Raw genomic sequence first — 21,338 nt, 5'->3', positions numbered from 1 at the left:
GGCTTGCGCCCGTGAGCAGACGACTGGATGGCAGGGCGGACGACGAACTCCGCGAGGTACGGATCACCCGGGGCTTCACGAGCCATCCGGCCGGATCGGTTCTCGTCGAATTCGGTGGCACCCGCGTGATGTGCACCGCGAGCGTCGAGGAGGGCGTGCCGCGCTGGCGCAAGGGCTCCGGCCTCGGCTGGCTGACCGCCGAGTACGCGATGCTGCCCGCCGCGACCCACACCCGCAGCGGCCGTGAGTCGGTCAAGGGCAAGGTCGGCGGACGCACCCAGGAGATCAGCAGGCTGGTCGGCCGCTCGCTGCGCGCCTGCATCGACCTCGCCGCGATCGGCGAGAACACCATCGCCATCGACTGCGACGTGCTGCAGGCCGACGGTGGCACCAGGACCGCGGCGATCACCGGCGCCTATGTCGCGCTGGCGGACGCCGTCACCTACCTGCGCGCGGCCGGCCGGCTGGCCGACCCGCAGCCGCTGTCCTGCGCGATCGCCGCGGTCAGCGTCGGCGTCGTCGACGGCCGGGTGCGGCTTGACCTGCCCTACGAGGAGGATTCGCGCGCCGAGGTCGACATGAACGTCGTCGCGACGGACACCGGCACCCTGGTCGAGGTGCAGGGCACCGGGGAGGGCGCGACCTTCCCGCGCACCACGCTGGACAAGCTCCTCGACTCGGCGCTGGCCGGCTGCGAGCAGCTGTTCGAGGTGCAGAAGCAGGCGCTCGCGCTGCCGTACCCGGGTGAGCTGCCCGAGCCGAAGGAGCCCGAGGCGGCGAAGAAGAAGTTCGGTGCCTGAGGCCGTCCGACTTCTCGTCGCGAGCCGAAACGCGAAGAAGCTCAAGGAGCTTCGGCGCGTGCTCGAGGCGGCCGGGGTCAGCGGCATCGAGCTCGTCGGCCTCGACGAGGTGCCGCCGTTCCCGGAGGCGCCCGAGACCGAGGCGAGCTTCGAGGGCAACGCGCTGGCCAAGGCCCGCGACGGCGCCGCGGCCACCGGGCTGCCGTGCGTCGCGGACGATTCGGGGCTCGAGGTGGACGCGCTGAACGCGATGCCGGGGGTGCTGTCTGCGCGGTGGTCGGGCGGACACGGTGACGACGCGGCGAACACCGCGCTGGTGCTCGCGCAGCTGTCCGACGTGCCGGACGAGCGCAGGGGAGCGGCCTTCGTCTCTGCATGTGCGCTCGTGGTGCCCGGCGGCGAGGAGTCGGTGGTGCGCGGAACGTGGCCCGGGGCCATCGCCAGGGAGCCCCGCGGCGACGGCGGATTCGGTTACGACCCGGTGTTCGTGCCGGAGGGGGAGTCGCGCTCGGCGGCGCAGCTGACCCCCGAGGAGAAGGACGCGGCCTCGCACCGCGGCCGGGCGCTGGCGCAGCTGGTGCCCGCGATCGCCGCGCTGGCCGGCAGCTAGGTTCCGCCCGCCCGTCGAGTGTGCAGTTCCGCGCGTCCCCTTTCGGGCGATGCGTCGGAAGGTGCACACTCGACGGGCCAGCGGGGCGGCCTGCGCCCCGACCATCGCTGTGAGGACGTGCAGATGTCGCCGATGATGATTCCCGTGACGCCGCAGGGCTGGATCACGTACCTGATCGCGTACCTGACGGGTCAGCCCGTGATCCTGGGCGGCGGCGGGTCCTAGGGCATCGCCGCCGGGCGATCAGACGCCGAAGTCGCGCTTGACCTGCTGGGTGCGCCAGTGCTCGACGAAGAACGACAGGAACGGGACGGTGCCCGCGAGCAGGGTGCCGATGGTGCGGCCGACGGGCCAGCGCACCTTCACCGCGAGGTCCATCGTGAGGATCAGGTAGACGAAGTAGACCCAGCCGTGCACGATCGCGATCCAGCTCGGCAGGTTGTCCACCTTGAACACGTACTTCGCGACCATCTCCGCGGTGAGCACGAGCAGCCAGATGCCGGTGGCGTAGGCGAGGACGCGGTAGCGCAGCAGCGCCGAGGCGATCTTCTTGGTGTCGCGAACTTCGGTCGCGGTGACGGTCTCGTCGGGGGCCGTGCTCACGTGCTGCTCCTATCGGCCTCGCCGGCTCTGAGCTGCGCGAGGTAGTTGTTGTACGCCTGGTGGGCTTCGTCGTCCGGGTTGTCCGCGTCCAGCTTCTGGTTGCCCGACCGGGTGCGCGTGGGCAACACGTCGGCGGGGATCTCGCGGACCTCCGAGGAGGAGGCCGCGTCCTCGGACGGGTCACGGTCCTCGAGCTGCACGAACCGCCGGTACGCGTACACCACGAACGCCGCGAACAGCGGCCACTGGAAGGCGTAGCCCAGGTTCTGCCCGGTGCCGCCGACGGCCTCGAAGCGAGTCCACTGCCACCAGCCGAGCGCGAGACACCCGGCCGCAGCGATGACGACGAAGAGAATCAGCGCTGGTCTGCGACGGGAGGGTGAACTGGCCACACAACGACGGTACCCGAGCCGTCGGAGCCGCAGGTACGGAGCCGGGGAGGCGTGGATCACCCTCCCACGGGCCCCGCGATGACCGTGGTCAGGACACTGCCTTGATCCGGGTGACCAGCAGGGCCCCGATCAGCGCGCTGATCGCGGCGAAGGTGAAGAGCAGCGGATAGTTCTTGTCGGGCCCCACGGCCAGGATCAGCGGCGCGATGGCGGGCGCCAGCGACTGCGGCAGCGTGTTCGCGATGTTGATGACACCGAGGTCCTTCGCCGCGGTCTTCGGATCGGGCAGCACCTCGGTGACCAGCGCCATGTCCACCGCGAAGAACAACCCGGTGCCGATCCCCAGCAGGAGCTCGGCGACCATCACCATCGCGAAGCTGTCCGCGATGGCCAGGACCGCCAGTCCCGCCGACAGCATGAGCGCCGACCCGATCACGAAGGCCTTGCGGCGTGCCGCCCGGTCCGAGATGTAGCCGCCGACGGCAGCGGCGATCGCCGTGCAGGTGTAGCTGACGCCGACCAGGGTCGCGAGTGCGGTGGCGGCCTCATCCGTGGAGAGGTCGAGCCGATCCTGCAGGAAGAACAACAGGAACGTCATCGGCATCGAGACGCCGAGCATGACCAGGAACCTGGTGAGCCAGGCGTATCCGAAGTCCGGGTGGAGCCGCGGATTGACCCAGAAGCTGCCCGCGAACATCCGCAGGGAGAACCGATCGCGGGGGGCGGGCACCTGCGGATCGGGGAGGGTGACCGCGAAGGCGGTGATCAGGATCAGGCCGACCACGGCGGGCACCAGGATCTTCGCGGTGCCCGGCACCACGGTGACCAGCGCGACGCCGACGATGAGCGCCAGCATCTGACTGAATCCCATTGCGCCCGAGGCCAATCCTCGTTGGGCGGGGGGAACGTGATCGGGGATGGTCGCCGTCAGTGCGGCCATCACCCCGTTGAAGGCCAGCTGCGCCAGGCACCATCCGACCAGCAGCACCGGGATCGACGGTGCGAACGCCACGATCGTCAGGCCCGCCGTGCCCACCACGGCGCCGCCGATCAGCCACGGCCTGCGCCGACCGAAACGTGAGGACGTCCGATCGGAGAGGCGACCGGCGAGCGGGTTCCCGATCAGGGCGAGAAAGGCGCCGACCCCGAGTACCAGGCCGAGGGTGTTCTCCTTCTGTGCCGGATCGAGGTGCTCGACGCGAAGCTGGAGCGTGACGACCACCGGCGTGAGCACGGAGAGGAAGAGTCCCAGGTTCGCCATCGCCAGCCTGGCGGGAAACGCCCGCGGTGACCCATCCAGATCCGATTGACTGTCTTCGAGCCCTTCGGCACCAACGGCTGTCATTCGGCATCTCCCGCTTTGATTCGGCGGTGTCGCGCTCGACACCGCAACGGAGTATGGCGAATGAGCCGAGTGTGCGGTAGGTAACGTTATGGAACTGTTACTTATTGGGTCGAGCGCCGAACGATTGATATGCAAGCGGCAACTTGCCTATGGTGGGGTCGTGGTCAACGTCTATCGCGCTCTCGACGACGAGACGAGGCGTGTCATCCTCGACGAACTGGCGACGAGCGACGGCCAGACGCTGTTCGAGATCTGTTCCCTGCTCTTGGTGCGGCATGGTCTCGGCCTCACACGTCAGGCGATCTCCCAGCACCTCGGCGTGCTCGAGTCGGCGGGGCTGGTCGTGACGGAGCGGCGTGGACGATCCAAATTTCATTACTTCGATTCCGAGCCACTCGCCGAGATCAGCAGACGATGGCCTGTCCGAGAGAGTGACGATCAATGAGAATCAACCTGACGAGTTTGTTCGTCGACGACCAGCGAGCGGCACTCGCCTTCTACACCGATGTGCTCGGCTTCGCGAAGCACCACGACATTCCCCTCGGCGACGACTCGTGGCTCACGGTCGTGTCGCCCGAATCGCCCGACGGCCCGCAACTGCTGCTGGAGCCGGCGCGGCACCCGGCGGTGAAGCCGTACCGGGATGCACTCGCCGAGGACGGTATTCCGCTCGCGCAGTTCGCCGTCGACGACGTCGAGGCCGAACATGCCCGGCTGACCGGAAGGGGCGTGGTGTTCACGCAACCGCCGACCGACATCGGGACCGCGGTCGTGGCCGTCTTCGACGACACGTGCGGCAACCTCATCCAGATCATCACGGAGAAGTCGACGTGACCCTGGCAGAGGTGATGGCCGAACTCGCCGCGCTCGAGGACCCGAAGGCGCGCGCGGTCAACGAGAAGCACGGTGACGATCACGGTGTGAACCTCGGCAAACTGCGCGCGATCGCGAAGCGGCTGAAGACGCAGCAGGAACTCTCGGGCCAGCTCTGGGCGACGGGGGACACCGCGGCGAGACTGCTGGCGCTCCTGATCTGCCGCCCCAAGGCGTTCGACCGCGACGAGTTGGATGCCATGATGCGCGACGCGCGCACCCCCAAGGTGCACGACTGGCTCGTGAACTATGTGGTGAAGAAGAACCCGCACTCCGAGGAGCTGCGCCTCGCCTGGTTCGCCGATCCGGATCCCGTTGTCGCGAGTGCCGGCTGGGCCCTGACCACCGAACGCGTGGCGAAGAAGCCCGAGGGCCTCGACCTCGCGGGCCTGCTCGACGTCATCGAGGCGGAGATGGCAGACGCCCCGGACCGTCTGCAGTGGGCGATGAACCACTGCCTGGCTCAGATCGGGATCGAGCACCCCGAGCTCCGTTCCCGGGCAATCGATATCGGGGAGCGCCTGGAGGTGCTCAAGGACTACCCGACGCCGCCGAACTGCACGTCTCCGTTCGCGCCCACCTGGATCAACGAGATGGTGCGCCGGCAACAGGTCCGGTGATTTCCGTCAGTACGAAGGAAGGATGGCCCGGGTGCCTGAAGTAGCTCGCAAGCGCCGCACCCAGCCGCCACCGCCCCATGTCCTCTACGAAGCGCTGACCGATCCCGATCGCGACCCGACACGCCCGTGGCTACTTCTCCAGGAGGACGAACAACGCCCCACGATCGCCGAATCCGTCGAGCCGAACCTCGTCGTGTGGACCTCGCTGTGGCCACTTCGCCCAGACGCCAACATCCGATTCGACATCGAGGGGCCGTCACGCGGCAGTGCAACGTTGACCTGGACGTTGATCCTCGACGATCCGGTCCCCGACGCCGCGACGATCATTCGTATGCGCAAGCGGCTGAACGTACTCATCAACGCCAACTTGCGCTTCACCTTCGGTCAATAGGCGCGCGCCGGAGGTGTCAGTCCGAGTCAGCGCGAACGCGCCGGTAGTGCTCGTAGATCACGCGCGAGCCGAACGTCATGGTCTCGATCAGGTCGCGCGGGACGTCTTCGGTGACCGGCGGCAGGAACGGCGTGCCGCCCCCTATGGCGGTGGGGTCGGATCATGATGTGTGTTCAGCCGAACCGGGCGCATCGTCCGGGGGCGCGATGGCCGCGGTGACGCGGTGCGCCAGTGCGCGCAGGTGGTCGATGAGTTCGGGTGGTTCGTGCACTCGGAAGCCGAACCCGAAAAGTCCGGTGTAGACGGCTATTTCGTCGAGTGAGTTCGAGCCGGTGTGCAGCAGGCAGTGCCCCTCGTCGATCGCCTCGATGACGCCGACGGTCGGCGGGATGCGATCCACAGCCACGGCCGCCGATACCTCGAGGGTGATGCGCGCCTGATAGCGATAGGGGGCGGTGCTGACCCCGCGCGACACCCAGCCGGTCAGGTCCACCTCGGGGGCCTCGCGCGGGGTGAATCGCGGTCCGTTGGGGATGCGCGGACGCAGGCGGTCGACACGGTACGTGCGCCAATCGTTCTTCTCGACATCCCAGCCGACCAGGTACCAGTGCCGCCCGGTGTGCACGAGCCGATGCGGTTCGGCCGCCCGCCGGATCTCGGTGCCGTCGTGCGTGCGGTAGTCGAAGCGGAGCTGTTCGTGGTCGCGGATCACGGCGGCGATCGTGGTGAGCACGTCCGGGTCCACAGCCGGGGTTCCGGCCGGCATGCTGACGGTCGCGGCCTGTAGCGCCGAGACGCGGTGGCGCAGTCGCGGCGGGAGGATCTGCTCCAACTTCGTCAGCGCCCGCAGCGAACTCTCCTCGATGCCGGTGATGGTTCCGCCCGCGGCGGTGCGCAGCCCGAGGACGACGGCGACCGCCTCGTCGTCGTTCAGCAGCAGCGGGGGCAACTTGGTTCCCGCGCCCAGTCGGTAGCCGGCCGCTCCGGCGACCGCATGCACGGGGTAGCCGAGGTTGCGCAGCTTGTCGATGTCGCGGCGGATGGTCCGCGCATCGACCCCCAGGCGCTCGGCCAGGTCGGCGCCGGTCCACACGCGGGGCGTCTGCAGGAGCGACAGGAGTTCGAGGAGTCGAGCCGAGGTTTCCAACACACCGCGCATTCTCCAGCAAACCTAGGGCGAAAGTTGTCCTAGCCGCTCCGTACGGTGATTCTCATGAGCGCAGAGATCACTCCCTTCCGTATCGATGTCCCCCAAGCCCAGCTCGACGACTTGCATCGGCGACTGGACGAGACCCGCTGGCCGGATGGCGTCACCGGAGTCGGCTGGGCGCAGGGCATTCCGCTCGACTACACCCAGGAGCTGGCGCGGTACTGGCGCACCACCTACGACTGGCGAGAGCAGGAGACGCGGCTCAACGCGTTCCCGCAGTTCCGCACCGAGATCGACGGCCACGACGTGCATTTCATCCATGTCCGGTCGGCCGAACCCGGTGCCATGCCTCTGATCCTCACCCACGGTTGGCCCGGATCGATCGTCGAGTTCCTCGACGTGATCGGTCCGCTGACCGACCCGGTCGCGCACGGCGGGCGGGCCGAGGACGCGTTCCATGTCGTCGTGCCGACGATCCCTGGATTCGGGTTGTCCGGGCCTGCTGTCGGCTGGTCGACCACCCGGGCCGCGCACGCCTGGGTGCAGCTGATGCACAGGCTCGGCTACGACCGCTACGCCGCGCATGGCGAAGACACCGGCGCGGCCATCTCCCGAGAGCTGGCGGTGATCGATCCCGAGCACGTCGTGGCACTGCACGTGACGATGATCGCCTCGGCCACCGTCACCCCCGAGACGGCCGACCTCGACAATCCCGCCGAGAAGCGCGCCCTGCAGCTGGCGCAACGCGCCCAGTACGAGCTCGGCGCCTACGCGATGCTGCAGGCCACCCGCCCGCAGACCCTGTCCTATGCGCTCGCCGACTCGCCGGTGGGTCAACTGGCATGGATCGTCGAACGCTTCAAGGACTGGACCGACTCGACAGACGTGCCAGAGGACGCCGTCGACCGCGACACGATGCTGACCAACGTCATGATCTATTGGCTCAACGGCACGGCGGGCTCGTCGGCGCGCTACTACTACGAAGGCGCCGCGACCTGGGGTGGACCCGAACCCGAGACCGATGTGCCGGTCGCGGTCGCCGTTTTGCCGCAAGACCTGGGCATCCCCGTCCGCCGCATCGCAGAGCAGAACCACAACATCGTGCGCTGGACCGAATTCGACCGGGGCGGCCACTTCGCGACTATGGAAGAACCCGACCTGATCATCGACGACTTGCGCGCCGCGTTCCGCGACTACCGCCAATAGACACGAAATCGCGGTGGTCAAGCAGTGGTCTCTACGGGTTCAGCGGCGAGGGATGTGTGGGTTCATACACACCGAGTGCTCCGCCACCGGGCAGCGTGAGGTGGGTGATCAATCCCCACCGTTCGCGCCGCAGGTCCGAGCATGCAACACCATGTTCAGCCATCTGCTCAACGAACGCCTCGACGTCGTCACACATCAGAAACAGCTCGTGCACGCCATCGGCGTCGGCTGGATGTATGGCCAGCTCGGCCGGCGGAAGGGCGAAGATCAACCAGCCCTGCCCGGCATCGACGGACGGATAGTCGAGCACGTCGCGGAAGAACGCCCGGTCTGCCTCGGCGTCGGTGCTGTAGAGGACAACATGCGCTCCACGAATCATGTTCTGACCCTAGTTCGCGGCACAAGACGGAAACGAGGTCACGGACTCTTCCGAGTTCGTGACCTCGTCGTGTGCAGTTCGTGGAACTGCTGGTGGTGCGCGAGGGGGGACTTGAACCCCCACGTCCTGAGACACCAGGACCTAAACCTGGCGCGTCTGCCAATTCCGCCACTCGCGCGTGCCGAAACAGACTACTTCACGGCGTCCTCGGTCGGCGCGAGCAGCGTCATGAGCAGGTCCAGCTGCTGCTCGCGTGAGGCGACGCCGAGCGTGTGACCGACCATCCGCTCCTGTGAGGCGCGCATGAAACAGCCGCTGACAAGCGTGTAGGCGACCGTCTCCGGATCGACGTCGGCGCGCACGACGCCGAGGCGCTGCTGCTGCTCGAGGTAGGCGCCCAACATCGTGATCCCGCGATGCGGGCCGAGGTCGTTGTCCCGCATGTGTGTGCCGAGCGCCTCGCGCAGGTCGGCGTCCGACTGCGCCGCGGTGAGTACATCCACGGCCGGGTCCAGGAACGCCTCGACCGCCGCCATGAACCCGGCCAGGGTGCCGCGCAGGTCGGGCCCGGCGAACCCCCGCTGATTGAGGTCGGCCAGCGGGCGCAGGCCCCGCTCGAACACCGCCAGCAGCAGGCCGAAGCGGTCCGTGAAGTGGTAGTAGATGCTGCCCTCGGACACCCCGGCCCGTCTCGCGACCTCGCGGGTGGTCAGCTTCGCGACGCCGCGTTCGCGCAGTACAGCAAGGGTCGCGGACAGGATCTCCTCGCGGCCGCCGGAGGGTGGCCTGCCGCGGCGCGGGGCGGGTGCGGTGGTCATGGTGAGCCGAGCCTACCGGGCGCGAAAAGATTATTGAGCCAACACTCAGAAATGATGTTATTTTTGAGTTCACACTCAGGAAAGGGGTGGGGTCATGGCTCGGAAATGGTGGACCCTAATTGCCGTATGCACAGGGGTGTTCATGCTCTTGCTCGACGTGACGATCGTGAACGTCGCGCTGCCCGACATCCAGCGCGAATTCGGCGCCTCGCTCACCGATCTGCAGTGGGTGATCGACGCGTACGCGCTCACCCTCGCGGCCTTCCTGCTCACCGCGGGAACGATCGCGGACAAGTACGGCAGGCGGCTGGTCTTCGCCGTCGGCCTCGTCGTGTTCACCGTCGGTTCGCTGCTGTGCGGGGTGGCCAACTCGCTGGTGCTGCTGTCCGTCTCGCGGGCGGTTCAGGGCGTGGGCGGCGCGATCATGTTCGCGACTTCCCTCGCGTTGCTGGCGGGCGCGTTCGCGCCTCGCGAGCGGGGCGTCGCCTTCGGCGTGTTCGGCGCCGTCACCGGTGTGGCGGTGGCGGTGGGCCCGGTGCTCGGCGGAGCTCTCACGAGCGGGCTGTCGTGGCGGTGGATCTTCTTCGTCAACCTCCCGATCGGGATCGCCGCGCTGGCGGTGACGCTGCTGCGGGTCGACGAGTCGCGGGCGCCGACAGCGCACCGGGTGGACTGGGCGGGCTGCGTGACGTTCAGCGCCGCGCTGGGCGCGCTGGTGTTCGGGCTGATCCGCAGCCACGTCGACGGCTGGGGGTCGGTCACGGTGGCCGGTTCGCTGATTGCCTCCGTGGTCCTCCTCGTGGCCTTCGTCGTCGTCGAAAAGACCTCGGCCGCTCCGATGTTGGACCTCAGCCTGCTGCGGGTGCCGACCTTCGGCGGCGGCTTGATCGCCGCGTGGGCCATCTCCGCCTCGTTGTTCTCGCTGCTGACCTACCTGGTCATCTTCCTGCAGGGCATCCAGGGCTACTCGGCCGTCGAGACCGGGCTGCGGTTCCTGCCGTTGACCCTTGCGATCTTCGTGACCGCGGGAGTGGCAGGCCGGCTCAGCGACGTGGTCCCGGTGCGCTGGTTGATCGGCCCCGGGTTCGTCTTGGTCGCGGCCGGGCTCTGGCTGATGCGCGATGTCGACCCGGCGGCCAGTTGGACCCAGTTCGTCCCCGGCTTCCTCGTCGCCGGAGCGGGGGCCGGGCTCATCAACCCGCCGCTCGCCTCGACCGCGGTGGGCGTCGTCGAGCAGGACCGCGCGGGCATGGCCTCGGGCATCAACTCGACGTTCCGGCAGGTCGGCATCGCGACCGGCGTCGCCGCCCTCGGCAGCCTGCTGGCCTCGCGGATGGACGACTCGGTACGAGCGGCCCTGTCGGAGGGTCCGCTCGCGGGCAGGGCAGGGGAGTTCGCGGACGCGGTCAGCAGCGGCAGTACCGCGTCGGCGATCGGTTCGCTGCCGCCCGAACTCCGTGGGCTCGCGGCGCAGGCCGCGGGTACCGGATATGCGGAGGCGCTCGACAGCATCCTGCTGATCGGTTCGGTTACCGCGGCGCTGGCGGCGATCGCGACGCTGCTGCTCATCCGGTCCCGCGACTTCGTCGAGGCGTCGGGGGAGCTGGAGTCGAGCGAGCAGGAGGCCGCAATTCCGGTCTGAGGGCTGCTGTCACGTGGTGTGGTTCCGGCGGTGTCGCGCGTCGGGGCCACGCCCCGTTTGGTAGAGCTGACGGCATGGGAACTCTCAAGGTCACCGACAACGCGCTCCACCTGACTCTTTCGACGCTGGAGAAGATCGGTGCGCTCCACGGCGACGTCGAGGTCCCGTTGAGTTCGATCCTCGCCGTCGACGTGTGTCCGGACGGGCTGTCGGCACCGCGCGGGATGCGTGCGCCGGGGTTGGGGGTGCCAGGATGGCGCAAACTCGGCACCTGGCGATCGCGGGGGCGCCGCGAGTTCGTCGATGTGCGCAGGGGGCAGCCGGCGGTGCGGGTCGAACTCGCGGGTCAGTCGTTCGCCGCGCTCTTGGTCGGAGTCGACGATCCGCAGGCTCTCGCGCGGCGACTCGGCGGGCTGTCGGGGTAGTCGGAACCGTGCGCGCTTTTCACCCCCACCGGGGTGCAACTCACGCACGGGCGGCGGAGCCGTTGATAACGAGTTGGTAACGATCAATATGAGGGGTTCCTCAGGTTTCGCGCCGGGTCGTTTTCGGTCCGGCCAGCGCGTTCTCTCCTTACCCGCGAGTCACTTGTGAAGCCGATTTGTGACCTGCGTCACGCCTACTACCTGGTAGAACGCTTGTCCAGGTCGCAAACGTGAGGAAATCCTCACCATTCTGTGCGAGCCTGATCGCGTCCCCGAAGATCCGTCCGTGGCCTGCCGATGGCCGCGTGTGGCCCGAGATCTCGGTGGGCATCGACCAGGAGAGGACAGTCAATCGTGACGATCGACGAGAGCACGCCGGTGGGTAAGGGAAGCGGCACCGGAGGGTCGCGGATTTCTGCGCGCGCCGGGTCTCCGAAGTCCGCGCTGCGCGATCGGCTCGTGGCCGGTGAGCCGTACGCGCTCGCGTTCGGCGGCCAGGGCGCGGCATGGCTGGCCCCCCTCGAGGAGCTGATCCGCGACAACGGCCTCGAACCCGACATGACCGACCTCGTCAACGAGGCGGCGGCCCTCCTCGCGCCCGTCGCGCAGGACCTGCTCGTGGTCCGGCCCGCGGGCTTCGACCCCATCGGCTGGATCCTCGAGCAGGACGTCGTGGATGAGGATGTCACCCCGGCCGGTCCCTCGGCCGCGGCGCTCACCTCCGCCTCGGTGTCTCTGCCCGGCGTCTTCCTCGCGCAGCTCGCCGCCCTGCGGTCGCTGCGCCTGCAGGGCCTCGACCCCGCCCAGCACGCGCCTGTCGCCGTGATCGGCCACTCGCAGGGCATGCTCGGCGTGCAGGCCGTCGCCGACGGCGGCGCCACCGACGGCTCCCTCCTGGCCATCGCGCAGCTGATCGGCGCGGCCGCGGTCCTGGTCGGCCGGCGCCGCGGCGTCATCGGCGGCGCCGAGCGCGCCCCCATGCTCGCCATCTCCGATGTGGACCCGGATCGCATCCAGGCCATCGTGGACGAGGTCGCCACGGGCGTCGACGCCGAGCGCGCCGCCGTGATGGCCATCCGCAACGGCCGTCGCCGCGTCGTGGTCTCCGGCACCCCGGCGCAGCTGGCCCGCGTCCAGCAGCGAGCCGAGCAGATCGCCGAGGACGAGGCGCGCGAGCGCGACGCCAAGAAGCGCGGCGGCGCCGTGTTCTCGCCGGTCTTCGAGCCGCTCGCGGTGGAGATCGGCTTCCACCACCCGGCGCTCGCGGATGCCGTCGACACGGTCGGCGCCTGGGCCGTCCGTTGCGGACTCGACCCCGAGCTCGCCAGCAAGCTGGCCGGCCTCTGCCTCGTCGACCCCGTCGACTGGGTCGCGGCCGTGGACTCCGTGGTCGACGCGGGCGCGGCCTGGGTCCTCGACCTCGGCCCCGGCGACCTGCTCACCCGCATGACGGCCGGTTCGCTGCGCGGGCACGGCGTCGGCATCGTCGCGGCGTCCACGCGCGTGGGCCAGCGCCACCTCATCACCCCGGGCGCGGCGCCCGAGGTGGCGAAGGCCTGGAGCGAGTTCAAGCCGACCCTGGTGTCGCTGCCCGACGGCAAGGTCGGCGTCGAGACCGCGTTCACCCGGCTGACCGGGCGGTCACCGATCCTGCTCGCAGGCATGACCCCGACCACCGTCGACGCGAAGATCGTCGCCGCGGCGGCCAACGCCGGCCACTGGGCCGAGCTGGCCGGCGGCGGCCAGGTCACCGAGAAGATCTTCACCGACCGGGTCGCCGAGCTGCAGACCCTGCTCGAGCCGGGCCGCGCGGTCCAGTTCAACTCGCTGTTCCTGGACCCGTACCTGTGGAAGCTCCAGCTCGGCGGCAAGCGGCTGGTGCAGCGGGCGCGCTCCGCGGGCGCCCCGATCGACGGCGTCATCGTCACGGCAGGGATCCCCGAGCTGGACGAGGCCGTCGCACTGATCGAGGAGCTGTCCGAGGTCGGCATCGGCCACGTCGCGTTCAAGCCCGGCACGGTCGCCCAGATCCGCTCGGTCATCCGGATCGCCAACGAGGTCCCCGACTTCCCGGTGATCGTGCACATCGAGGGCGGCAAGGCAGGCGGACACCACTCCTGGGAGGACCTCGACGACCTGCTCGTCACCACCTACGCCGAGCTGCGTGCCCGGCCGAACCTGGTGATCTGCGTCGGCGGCGGCATCGGCACCCCTGAGCGGGCCGCCGACTACCTGACCGGACGCTGGTCCACCGAGGCCGGCTACCCGGCGATGCCGGTCGACGGCATCCTCGTGGGCACCGCCGCCATGGCGACGCTCGAGGCCACCACCGCCCCCGACGTGAAGCAGCTGCTGGTGGACACCCCCGGCACCCCCGACTGGGTCGGGGCGGGCACCGCGACCGGCGGCATGGCCTCCGGCCGCAGCCAGCTCGGCGCCGACATCCACGAGATCGACAACGCCGCCTCGCGCACCGGCCGCCTGCTCGACGAGGTCGCCGGTGACGCCGACGCCGTCGCCCAGCGCCGCGACGAGATCATCGCCGCGCTCGACATCACGGCCAAGCCGTACTTCGGCGACGTCGCCACCATGACCTACGAGCGCTGGCTGCGCCGCTACCTGGAGCTGGCCGTCGGGATCGACTCGGCCAAGACGTTCGACTGCGGCACCGACTGGGCGGAGGCATACGCCGACGCGACCGAGTCGGTCTGGCTCGACGGCACCTGGCGCGACCGCTTCGCCGAGATGCTGCGCCGCGCCGAGGCCCGGCTGCACCGCAACGACCGCGGCCCGATCCGGACCCTGTTCAACGACGAGCTGGTCCTCGAGCGCCCCGAGGCCGCGCTGTGCGCCCTCAAGGCCGCCTACCCGGACGCGGGATCGGTCGTGCTGCACCCGGCCGACGTGCCGTTCTTCACCGCCCTGTGCAAGACCCCGGGCAAGCCGGTCAACTTCGTGCCGGTCATCGACAAGGACGTCCGTCGCTGGTGGCGTTCGGATTCCCTGTGGCAGGCACACGACCCGCGCTACACCGCCGACCAGGTGTGCATCATCCCGGGCACCGTTGCCGTCGCCGGTATCACCGAGGTGGACGAGCCCGTCGGCGACCTGCTCGACCGCTTCGAGCGGGCCACCACCGATGAGCTGCTGGCCGCGGGTGCCGCGCCGACCGCCGTCGCGAGCCGCAGGCACGCGGCCACGGCCCGCGGTCTGCTCGGTGTCGTGCTGTCCGCGCCCGACGTCCTGTGGGCCTCGCGCCTGACCCGCAACCCCGTGCACCGTCTCGGCGACCTCGCCGACTGGACGGTCGACGGCGACAGCGCCACCCACGCCCGGACCGGCGCCATCCTGAACGCGGTGGACGCCGAGCACGCCGAGCTGACCGTTCCGCTGCTCGCCGACCGCGCCGTGCGGATCCGGATCACCGTGCCCGCCTCGACCCGTGACGGCGGCGCCCCGGTGGTGACCGCGGCGGACGCCGAGGCCGCCATGTCGGCGCTGCTCGGGGTCGCGGCAGGCCAGGACCTGCCCGCCGTCAAGAACGGTGCGGCGCGCGTCAACCTCGCCTGGGTGCCCGACCGGGTCGCCGACCACGCGGGCGTCACCGGCGCCGGGTTGCCCGAGTCGCTCGCCATCGGCACCAGCGCGGTGCCGGACGTCGTCGTCGGTGCCTGCTGGCCCGCCGTGTTCGCGGTGCTCGGCGCCGCCACCACGGCAGAGGGCGCGCACGTCATCGAGGGCATGCTCGACCTGGTCCACCTCGACCACGCCGTTGACCTCGTCGGGGCGATCCCGACCGAGACCAGCGTGCTCACCGTGAAGGCCGAGTCCGTCGCCGTCGTCGACACCGACATGGGTCGCGTCGTCGAGGTGCACGTCGAGGTGGGGGCCATGCGCGAGCACGGCACCGCCGCGCCGACCTTCGCAAAGCTGGTGGAGCGCTTCGCGATCCGCGGCCGCACCGGTGCCGGCGAGCTGGCCGACCCGGCCAGGGCCGGCGGCTCGCTGACCGATGCGGTCACCGACACCCCGCGCCGTCGTCGCCGCCAGGCCACGATCGTCGCGCCGCGGCACATGGGCGCCTTCGCGGGCGTCTCGGGCGATCACAACCCGATCCACACCTCCGACGCGGCCGCGCTGCTCGCCGGGCTCGGCAGCCCGATCGTGCACGGCATGTGGCTCTCCGCCGCCGCCCAGCAGGTCGTCACCGCCATCGATCCGTCGGCGGTCGTGCCGCCGCGCAGGCTGACCGCGTGGACCGCCCGCTTCCTCGGCATGGTCCGACCCGGCGCCGAGATCGACGTCCGCGTCGACCGCATCGCCTACGACGGCGGCGCCGAGGTCATCGAGGTCGGCTGCCGGGTGGACGGCGACCTGGTGATGGTCGCCTCCGGCCGCACCGCCGCGCCGAAGACCGTGTACGCCTTCCCCGGCCAGGGCATCCAGCGCCCCGGCATGGGCCTCGACGCCCGCGCCCGGTCCAAGGCCGCGCGGGAGATCTGGGACCGCGCCGACAAGCACACCCGCGAGGCGCTCGGCTTCTCGATCCTGGCCGTGGTCCGCGACAACCCGACCGTCCTCAAGGCGCGCGGGGTCACCCACAAGCACCCCGACGGCGTGCTGCACCTGACCCAGTTCACCCAGGTCGCGATGGCCGTGCTGGGCGTCGCCCAGGTGGCGGAGCTGCGCGAGTCCGGCGCCTTCGTGGAGGACTCGCTGCTGGCCGGCCACTCCGTCGGCGAGTACAACGCGCTCGCGGCGGTCGCAGGCGTGCTGCCGCTCGAGGCAGTGCTCGAGGTCGTGTTCCAGCGCGGGTCCGCGATGCACGCCCTTGTGCCCCGCGACGAGGCGGGCCGCTCGAACTACCGCCTGGCCGCGATCCGGCCGTCGCAGATCGGCGTCGCCGACGAGGACCTCGCGGAGTTCGTGGCCGGCGTCGCCTCGGAGACCGGTGAGTTCCTCGAGATCGTGAACCTGAACCTGCGTGGCTCGCAGTACGCGATCGCGGGCACCGTTGCCGGTCTGGACGCGCTCGAGGTCGAGATCGACACCCGCCGTGAGGCTTTCGGTGGCAAGCGGGCCTACATCCAGATCCCCGGCATCGACGTGCCGTTCCACTCCACCGTGCTGCGCGGCGGCGTGGACGACTTCCGCGAACGGCTGCTCGCGCTGCTGCCGCAGGAGATCGATCCCGCGATCCTGATCGGGCGGTACATCCCGAACCTGGTGCCGAAGCCCTTCTCGCTCGAGCGTGAGTTCGTGCAGGAGATCGCCGACCTGGTGCCCTCGGAGCAGCTGGCCGCGGTGCTCGCCGACTTCGACGCGCACGCCGCCGACCCGTCCGCACTGACCCGCGTGGTGCTCGCCGAGCTGCTGGCCTGGCAGTTCGCCAGCCCGGTCCGGTGGATCGAGACGCAGGACCTGCTCTTCGGCGACGAGGCCGACGGCGGCCTCGGGGTCGAGCGCTTCGTCGAGATCGGTCTCGGCGCGGTGCCCACCGTGGCGAACCTGGCCTCGCAGACCCTCAAGCTGCCCGGTCGTTTCGGCAACCCGGTCGAGGTGCTCAACATCGAGCGCGAGGCGGGCATCGTCTTCTCGACCGACACCGACCCGGCGCCCGTCGAGGACGACGAGCCCGAGGCCCCCGTGGCCGAGACCGCAGCGCCCGCAGCCGCGGCCGCGCCCGCACCCGTCGCCGCCCCGGCGGCGGCCACCGGCGGCCCGCGCCCCGACGACATCGCGTTCTCGGCCTCGGACGCCACCGCCGTGCTCATCGGGCTGTGGACCAAGCTGCGTCCCGACCAGATCGGCCCCGTCGACACCATCGAGGCGCTCTGCGACGGTGTGTCCTCGCGCCGCAACCAGCTGCTCGTCGACCTCGGCGCGGAGCTGTCCCTCGGCGCCATCGACGGCGCGGCGGATGCCGACATGGGCTCGCTCGCGGTCACCGTCAACAAGCTGGCGCGCACCTACAAGCCGTTCGGCCCGGTGCTCACCGACTCGGTGAACGACCACCTGCGCAAGGTGTTCGGGCCCTCGGGCCGTCGCCCCGCCGCCATCGCGGAGCGGGTCGCGAAGGTGTGGGAGCTCGGATCCGGCTGGGCCAGCCACGTCACCGCCGAGGTGGCGCTCGGCACCCGTGACGGGTCGAGCGTTCGAGGCGGGGCGCTCGGCGGCCTGCACGAGGGCGCCCTCGCCGACGGCGCCGCGGTGGACGCGGTGATCGACGCCGCCGTCCAGTCCGTCGCCTCCCGTCGGGGCGTCGCCGTGTCGCTGCCCGCCACCGGTGGCGGGGCAGGCGGCACCGTGGACGCCGCCGCGCTCGGCGAGTTCACCGAGCACATCACCGGCCGCAACGGCGTGCTGGCCTCCGCGGCCCGGCTGGTGCTCGAGCAGCTCGGACTGTCCGACGAGGTCACCTCCGGCCCCGCCGACACCGACTCCGCGCTGGTGGACCTGGTGTCCACCGAGCTGGGCTCGGACTGGCCGCGTCTGGTCGCGCCGGCCTTCGACGCACGCAAGGCCGTCCTGATCGACGACCGGTGGGCGACCGCCCGCGAGGACCTGGCCCGGCTGTGGATCGGCGACCACGCGACCGTGGTCTCCGTGACCGAGGCGGACTTCACCGGCGCGGGCAGTGCCGTGGCCGCGCATGCCGACTGGTGGCGTCAGCGGGCCGAGGCCGAGGGCCGTGAGGAACTCGTCCAGGTCTACGCCGACATCGCCGCGGCGGCCGCCGTCACCGACGACGAGCCCGGCGTCTGGTCCGATCAGGTTGCCGTCGTGACCGGAGCAAGCAAGGGCTCCATCGCTGCCTCGGTCGCGGGTGGCCTGCTGCGCGGCGGCGCGACGGTCTTCGTGACCACCTCGCGCCTGGACTCCGAGCGGCTCGGCTTCTACCGGAAGCTGTACCGCGCCAACGCCCGTGCCGGCGCAGCCCTCTGGGTGGTGCCCGCCAACATGGCGTCCTACGCGGACGTCGACGCGCTGATCTCCTGGATCGGCGAGGAGCAGACGGAGACCGCAGGCGGAGCCAAGAAGCTGGTCAAGGAGGCCGTCACCCCGACGATGCTCTTCCCGTTCGCCGCGCCCCGGGTCGGCGGCGAGCTCTCCGACGCGGGGGCCCGCGCCGAGATGGAGATGCGGGTCCTGCTGTGGTCGGTCGAGCGGCTGATCGGCGGGCTGTCGAAGATCGGCTACGACCGCGACGTCGACACCCACCTGCACGTGGTGCTGCCGGGCTCCCCGAACCGGGGTCTGTTCGGTGGCGACGGTGCCTACGGCGAGTCGAAGGCCGCGCTCGACGCGGTGGTCATGCGGTGGAACGCGGAGCGGACCTGGGCCGAGCGGGTCACCCTCGTGCACGCGCTGATCGGCTGGGTGCGCGGCACCGGGCTGATGGGCGGCAACGACCCGATGGTCGAGGCCGTCGAGGCCAAGGGCGTGCGCACCTGGTCCACCGACGAGATGGCCGAGCAGTTGCTGGCGGCCTGCACGCAGGAGACCGTCACCGCGGCCGTCACCGCGCCGGTCCAGCTGGACCTGACCGGCGGCCTGGCGGAGGTCGACCTCGACCTGGTGGCCCTCGCCCGCGAGGCGGCCGACGCCGAGAAGGCGGCGGCCGACGAGCCCGAGGAGGACACGGCCGACACCGTCGACGCGCTGCCCGCGCCGCCGCGGATCGGGGACGCCCCGGCCGCGCCGTCGTGGCCCGAGTTGGACGTCGCCCCGTCCGACCTGGTGGTGATCGTCGGTGCCGGTGAGCTCGGACCCTACGGCTCGTCCCGCACCCGCTTCGAGATGGAGGTCGACGAGCAGCTCTCCGCGGCAGGCGTTCTCGAGCTGGCATGGAACACCGGTCTGGTCACCTGGGAGAGCGACCCGGTCGCGGGCTGGTACGACACCGAGACCGGTGAACTCGTGCCCGAGGCGGAGATCGCGGACCGTTACCACGACACCGTCGTCGAGCGGTGCGGCATCCGCACCTACGGGGACGAGGGCGCCATGGTCGACAACACGGCCCCGCTGCTCACCTCCGTGTTCCTCGACAAGGACCTCACGTTCGTGGTCGGCAGCGAGGCGGAGGCCAGGGCCTTCGTCGACTCCGATCCGGAGCACACGGTCGCGGCGGCCGTGCCGGACAGCGGCGACTGGCAGGTCACCCGCAGGGCCGGCACCGAGATCCGGGTGCCCCGCAAGGCGAAGTTGACCCGCACCGTCGGCGGCCAGATCCCCACCGGTTTCGACGTCACCAAGTGGGGCATCCCCGCGGACATGGCCGGATCGGTGGACCGGGTGGGCCTGTGGAACCTGGTCACCACGGTGGACGCGTTCCTCACCGGCGGCTTCACCCCCTCGGAGCTGCTGCGCTGGGTGCACCCCTCCGCGGTGGCGAACACCCAGGGCACCGGCATGGGCGGCATGACGTCCATGCGCTCGCTCTACATCGACACCCTGCTGGGCGAGTCCCGCGCGAACGACATCCTGCAGGAGGCCCTGCCGAACGTCATCGCGGCGCACGTGGTCCAGTCCTATGTCGGCGGCTACGGCGCGATGGTGCACCCGGTCGCGGCGTGCGCCACGGCGGCGGTCTCGGTCGAGGAGGGCGTCGACAAGATCCGCCTCGGCAAGGCGCAGCTGGTGGTCGCAGGCGGCTTCGACGACCTCGGCATCGAGGGCATCGTCGGCTTCGGCGACATGTCCGCGACGGCGAAGTCCGAGGACATGCTGGCCAAGGGGATCGACGAGCGTCGGTTCTCCCGCGCCAACGATCGTCGTCGCGGCGGCTTCGTCGAGTCCGCGGGCGGCGGCACCATCCTGCTGGCCAGGGGAGACCTGGCGCTGGAGATGGGACTGCCGGTGCTCGGTGTGGTGGCGTGGGCGGGCTCGTTCGCCGACGGCGTGCACACCTCGATCCCGGCCCCCGGAATCGGCGCGCTCGGTGCCGGACGCGGCGGCCAGGACTCGCAGCTGGCGCTCTCGCTCAACGCGCTCGGTGTCACCGCCGACGACATCTCCGTGGTGTCCAAGCACGACACCTCCACGGCCGCAAACGATCCGAATGAGGCCGAGCTGCACGAGCGGCTCGGGGCGGCGCTGGGTCGCAGCGCGGGGGCCCCGCTGTTCGTGGTCTCGCAGAAGAGCCTGACCGGGCACGCGAAGGGCGGCGCCGCGGCGTTCCAGCTGATCGGCCTGTGCCAGGTGCTCGCCAAGGGCGTCATCCCGCCGAACCGCAGCCTGGACTGCGTGGACGAGAAGATGACCGAGTTCTCGCACCTGGTCTGGCCGCGTGAACCGCTTCGCTTCGGCGAGCGGCTCCCGCTCCGGGCGGGCCTGCTGACCAGCCTCGGCTTCGGTCACGTGTCCGGCCTGATCGCGGTGGTGCACCCGCAGGCGTTCGTCGAGTCGATCCCGGCGGCCGCGCGTGCGGACTACCTGGCGAAGGCTCAGGAGCGCACGATCGCCGGGCAGCGTCGACTCGCGTCGGCGATGTGCGGGGGAGCGGACCTGTACGAGCGGCCCGCGGACCGTCGCTTCGGCGGGGATGCAGTGCCCGCGAAGGCGGCTCGTCAGCTCGAGGCGGACATGCTGCTGCACGAGCAGGCCCGGCTCGGCGCCGACGACGTCTACCGATCCGGATTGCCGGGGTGCCAGTGATGGCCATTCTGGGAATCGGATACGACCTGGTCACCGTCACCGAGTTCGCGGAGCAGATGAACCGTCCGGGAACGGCCATGCTGTCCAGCTTCCGGCCGGGGGAGCGCCGCTACGCGGAGTCCAAGAGCCCCGACCCGGCCCGCCACTACGCGGTGCGCTGGGCGGCGAAGGAGGCGGTGATCAAGGCATGGGCGTCGTCCCGGTTCGCCCGGCCGCCGTCAGTGGGTGACAACGCCTACGCGCAGATCGAGGTGGTCAACGACGCGTGGGGCAGGCCGAGCATCAAGCTGCACGACGAGGCCGCGGAGTTCCTGCCCGGCGCGATCATCCACCTGTCGCTGACCCACGACGGCGACATGGCGGGCGCCATGGTCGTCATCGAGGAGCCCGACCTGGTGGTGCCGGTCGCCGACTAGCGAACGGACGA

At 70.5% G+C, this 21,338-nt stretch carries 17 protein-coding genes and 1 tRNA gene; 11 read left to right on the top strand and 7 right to left on the bottom strand.

Translation table 11 applies throughout. From position 1 onward, the window contains the following. The first annotated feature begins 11 nt into the window (after positions 1 to 11). Together rph and rdgB are read left to right on the top strand one after the other, a co-directional pair. Positions 12 to 800, top strand: coding sequence for a ribonuclease PH (rph, locus tag C8K38_RS11120; protein WP_027499784.1), 789 nt, complete (start codon positions 12 to 14; stop codon positions 798 to 800). Next, the gene (gene rdgB / locus C8K38_RS11115) at positions 793 to 1,410 is read left to right on the top strand and encodes an RdgB/HAM1 family non-canonical purine NTP pyrophosphatase (RefSeq protein ID WP_097211507.1); all 618 of its coding nucleotides are present in this window, start codon (positions 793 to 795) and stop codon (positions 1,408 to 1,410) included. Before rph ends, rdgB begins: the two co-directional genes overlap by 8 nt. Positions 1,411 to 1,653: 243 nt before the next feature. On the opposite strand, the gene C8K38_RS11110 is transcribed toward rdgB, so the two are convergent. The 3 genes from C8K38_RS11110 to C8K38_RS11100 all read right to left on the bottom strand — a co-directional run bounded on the left by C8K38_RS11110 (position 1,654) and on the right by C8K38_RS11100 (position 3,750). Then, positions 1,654 to 2,013 (bottom strand): DUF3817 domain-containing protein, encoded by a 360-nt coding sequence (locus tag C8K38_RS11110; RefSeq protein ID WP_027499786.1) that lies wholly within the window; start codon positions 2,011 to 2,013, stop codon positions 1,654 to 1,656. Beyond that, positions 2,010 to 2,405, bottom strand: coding sequence for a transcriptional regulator (locus C8K38_RS11105; RefSeq protein ID WP_097211506.1), 396 nt, complete (start codon positions 2,403 to 2,405; stop codon positions 2,010 to 2,012). The genes C8K38_RS11110 and C8K38_RS11105 overlap by 4 nt, the downstream gene beginning before the upstream one ends. Positions 2,406 to 2,493: 88 nt before the next feature. Then, the gene (locus C8K38_RS11100; RefSeq protein ID WP_097211505.1) at positions 2,494 to 3,750 is read right to left on the bottom strand and encodes an MFS transporter; all 1,257 of its coding nucleotides are present in this window, start codon (positions 3,748 to 3,750) and stop codon (positions 2,494 to 2,496) included. Positions 3,751 to 3,910: 160 nt separating this feature from the next. On the opposite strand from C8K38_RS11100, the gene C8K38_RS11095 reads away from it, so the two are divergent. Genes C8K38_RS11095 through C8K38_RS11080 form a run of 4 tightly spaced genes read left to right on the top strand, consistent with a single transcriptional unit; the run spans position 3,911 to position 5,634 of the window. Continuing rightward, the gene (locus C8K38_RS11095; protein WP_257017449.1) at positions 3,911 to 4,195 is read left to right on the top strand and encodes an ArsR/SmtB family transcription factor; all 285 of its coding nucleotides are present in this window, start codon (positions 3,911 to 3,913) and stop codon (positions 4,193 to 4,195) included. Further along, positions 4,192 to 4,584, top strand: coding sequence for a VOC family protein (locus tag C8K38_RS11090; RefSeq protein ID WP_097211503.1), 393 nt, complete (start codon positions 4,192 to 4,194; stop codon positions 4,582 to 4,584). Before C8K38_RS11095 ends, C8K38_RS11090 begins: the two co-directional genes overlap by 4 nt. Positions 4,585 to 4,598: 14 nt before the next feature. Beyond that, positions 4,599 to 5,243 (top strand): DNA alkylation repair protein, encoded by a 645-nt coding sequence (locus C8K38_RS11085; protein ID WP_097211560.1) that lies wholly within the window; start codon positions 4,599 to 4,601, stop codon positions 5,241 to 5,243. Between the two features lie 22 nt (positions 5,244 to 5,265). Next, positions 5,266 to 5,634 (top strand): hypothetical protein, encoded by a 369-nt coding sequence (locus tag C8K38_RS11080; protein WP_245220994.1) that lies wholly within the window; start codon positions 5,266 to 5,268, stop codon positions 5,632 to 5,634. 160 nt (positions 5,635 to 5,794) lie between these two features. Here C8K38_RS11080 and C8K38_RS11070 read toward each other — a convergent pair whose 3' ends face one another. Further along, on the bottom strand, positions 5,795 to 6,784 hold the full coding sequence (locus C8K38_RS11070; protein WP_097211558.1) for a helix-turn-helix transcriptional regulator: 990 nt from the start codon (positions 6,782 to 6,784) through the stop codon (positions 5,795 to 5,797). A gap of 63 nt (positions 6,785 to 6,847) precedes the next feature. On the opposite strand from C8K38_RS11070, the gene C8K38_RS11065 reads away from it, so the two are divergent. Then, entirely contained in the window at positions 6,848 to 7,990 is a 1,143-nt protein-coding gene (locus tag C8K38_RS11065) for an epoxide hydrolase family protein (protein ID WP_097211502.1), read from the top strand. Between the two features lie 31 nt (positions 7,991 to 8,021). On the opposite strand, the gene C8K38_RS11060 is transcribed toward C8K38_RS11065, so the two are convergent. The 3 genes from C8K38_RS11060 to C8K38_RS11050 all read right to left on the bottom strand — a co-directional run bounded on the left by C8K38_RS11060 (position 8,022) and on the right by C8K38_RS11050 (position 9,187). Then, entirely contained in the window at positions 8,022 to 8,369 is a 348-nt protein-coding gene (locus tag C8K38_RS11060) for a VOC family protein (RefSeq protein WP_097211501.1), read from the bottom strand. A 93-nt stretch (positions 8,370 to 8,462) separates the two neighbouring features. Then, positions 8,463 to 8,547, bottom strand: a tRNA-Leu gene (locus C8K38_RS11055). A gap of 13 nt (positions 8,548 to 8,560) precedes the next feature. After that, the gene (locus C8K38_RS11050) at positions 8,561 to 9,187 is read right to left on the bottom strand and encodes a TetR/AcrR family transcriptional regulator (protein WP_097211500.1); all 627 of its coding nucleotides are present in this window, start codon (positions 9,185 to 9,187) and stop codon (positions 8,561 to 8,563) included. Positions 9,188 to 9,329: 142 nt separating this feature from the next. On the opposite strand from C8K38_RS11050, the gene C8K38_RS11045 reads away from it, so the two are divergent. The 4 genes from C8K38_RS11045 (at position 9,330) to acpS (ending at position 21,327) form a co-directional block, all read left to right on the top strand. Further along, on the top strand, positions 9,330 to 10,829 hold the full coding sequence (locus C8K38_RS11045; RefSeq protein ID WP_373560246.1) for an MFS transporter: 1,500 nt from the start codon (positions 9,330 to 9,332) through the stop codon (positions 10,827 to 10,829). 74 nt (positions 10,830 to 10,903) lie between these two features. Beyond that, positions 10,904 to 11,254, top strand: a complete 351-nt coding sequence (locus C8K38_RS11040; RefSeq protein ID WP_097211498.1) for a hypothetical protein — start codon at positions 10,904 to 10,906, stop codon at positions 11,252 to 11,254. Between the two features lie 354 nt (positions 11,255 to 11,608). Continuing rightward, entirely contained in the window at positions 11,609 to 20,911 is a 9,303-nt protein-coding gene (locus tag C8K38_RS11035; protein ID WP_097211497.1) for a type I polyketide synthase, read from the top strand. Beyond that, positions 20,911 to 21,327, top strand: a complete 417-nt coding sequence (gene acpS, locus C8K38_RS11030) for a holo-ACP synthase AcpS (protein WP_077042191.1) — start codon at positions 20,911 to 20,913, stop codon at positions 21,325 to 21,327. The genes C8K38_RS11035 and acpS overlap by 1 nt, the downstream gene beginning before the upstream one ends. Positions 21,328 to 21,338: the final 11 nt, after the last annotated feature.

Source organism: Rhodococcus sp. OK611 (genome assembly GCF_003050885.1).
Lineage (GTDB): Bacteria > Actinomycetota > Actinomycetes > Mycobacteriales > Mycobacteriaceae > Rhodococcus_G > Rhodococcus_G oryzae.
This window is presented reverse-complemented; position numbering and strand designations above follow the sequence as displayed.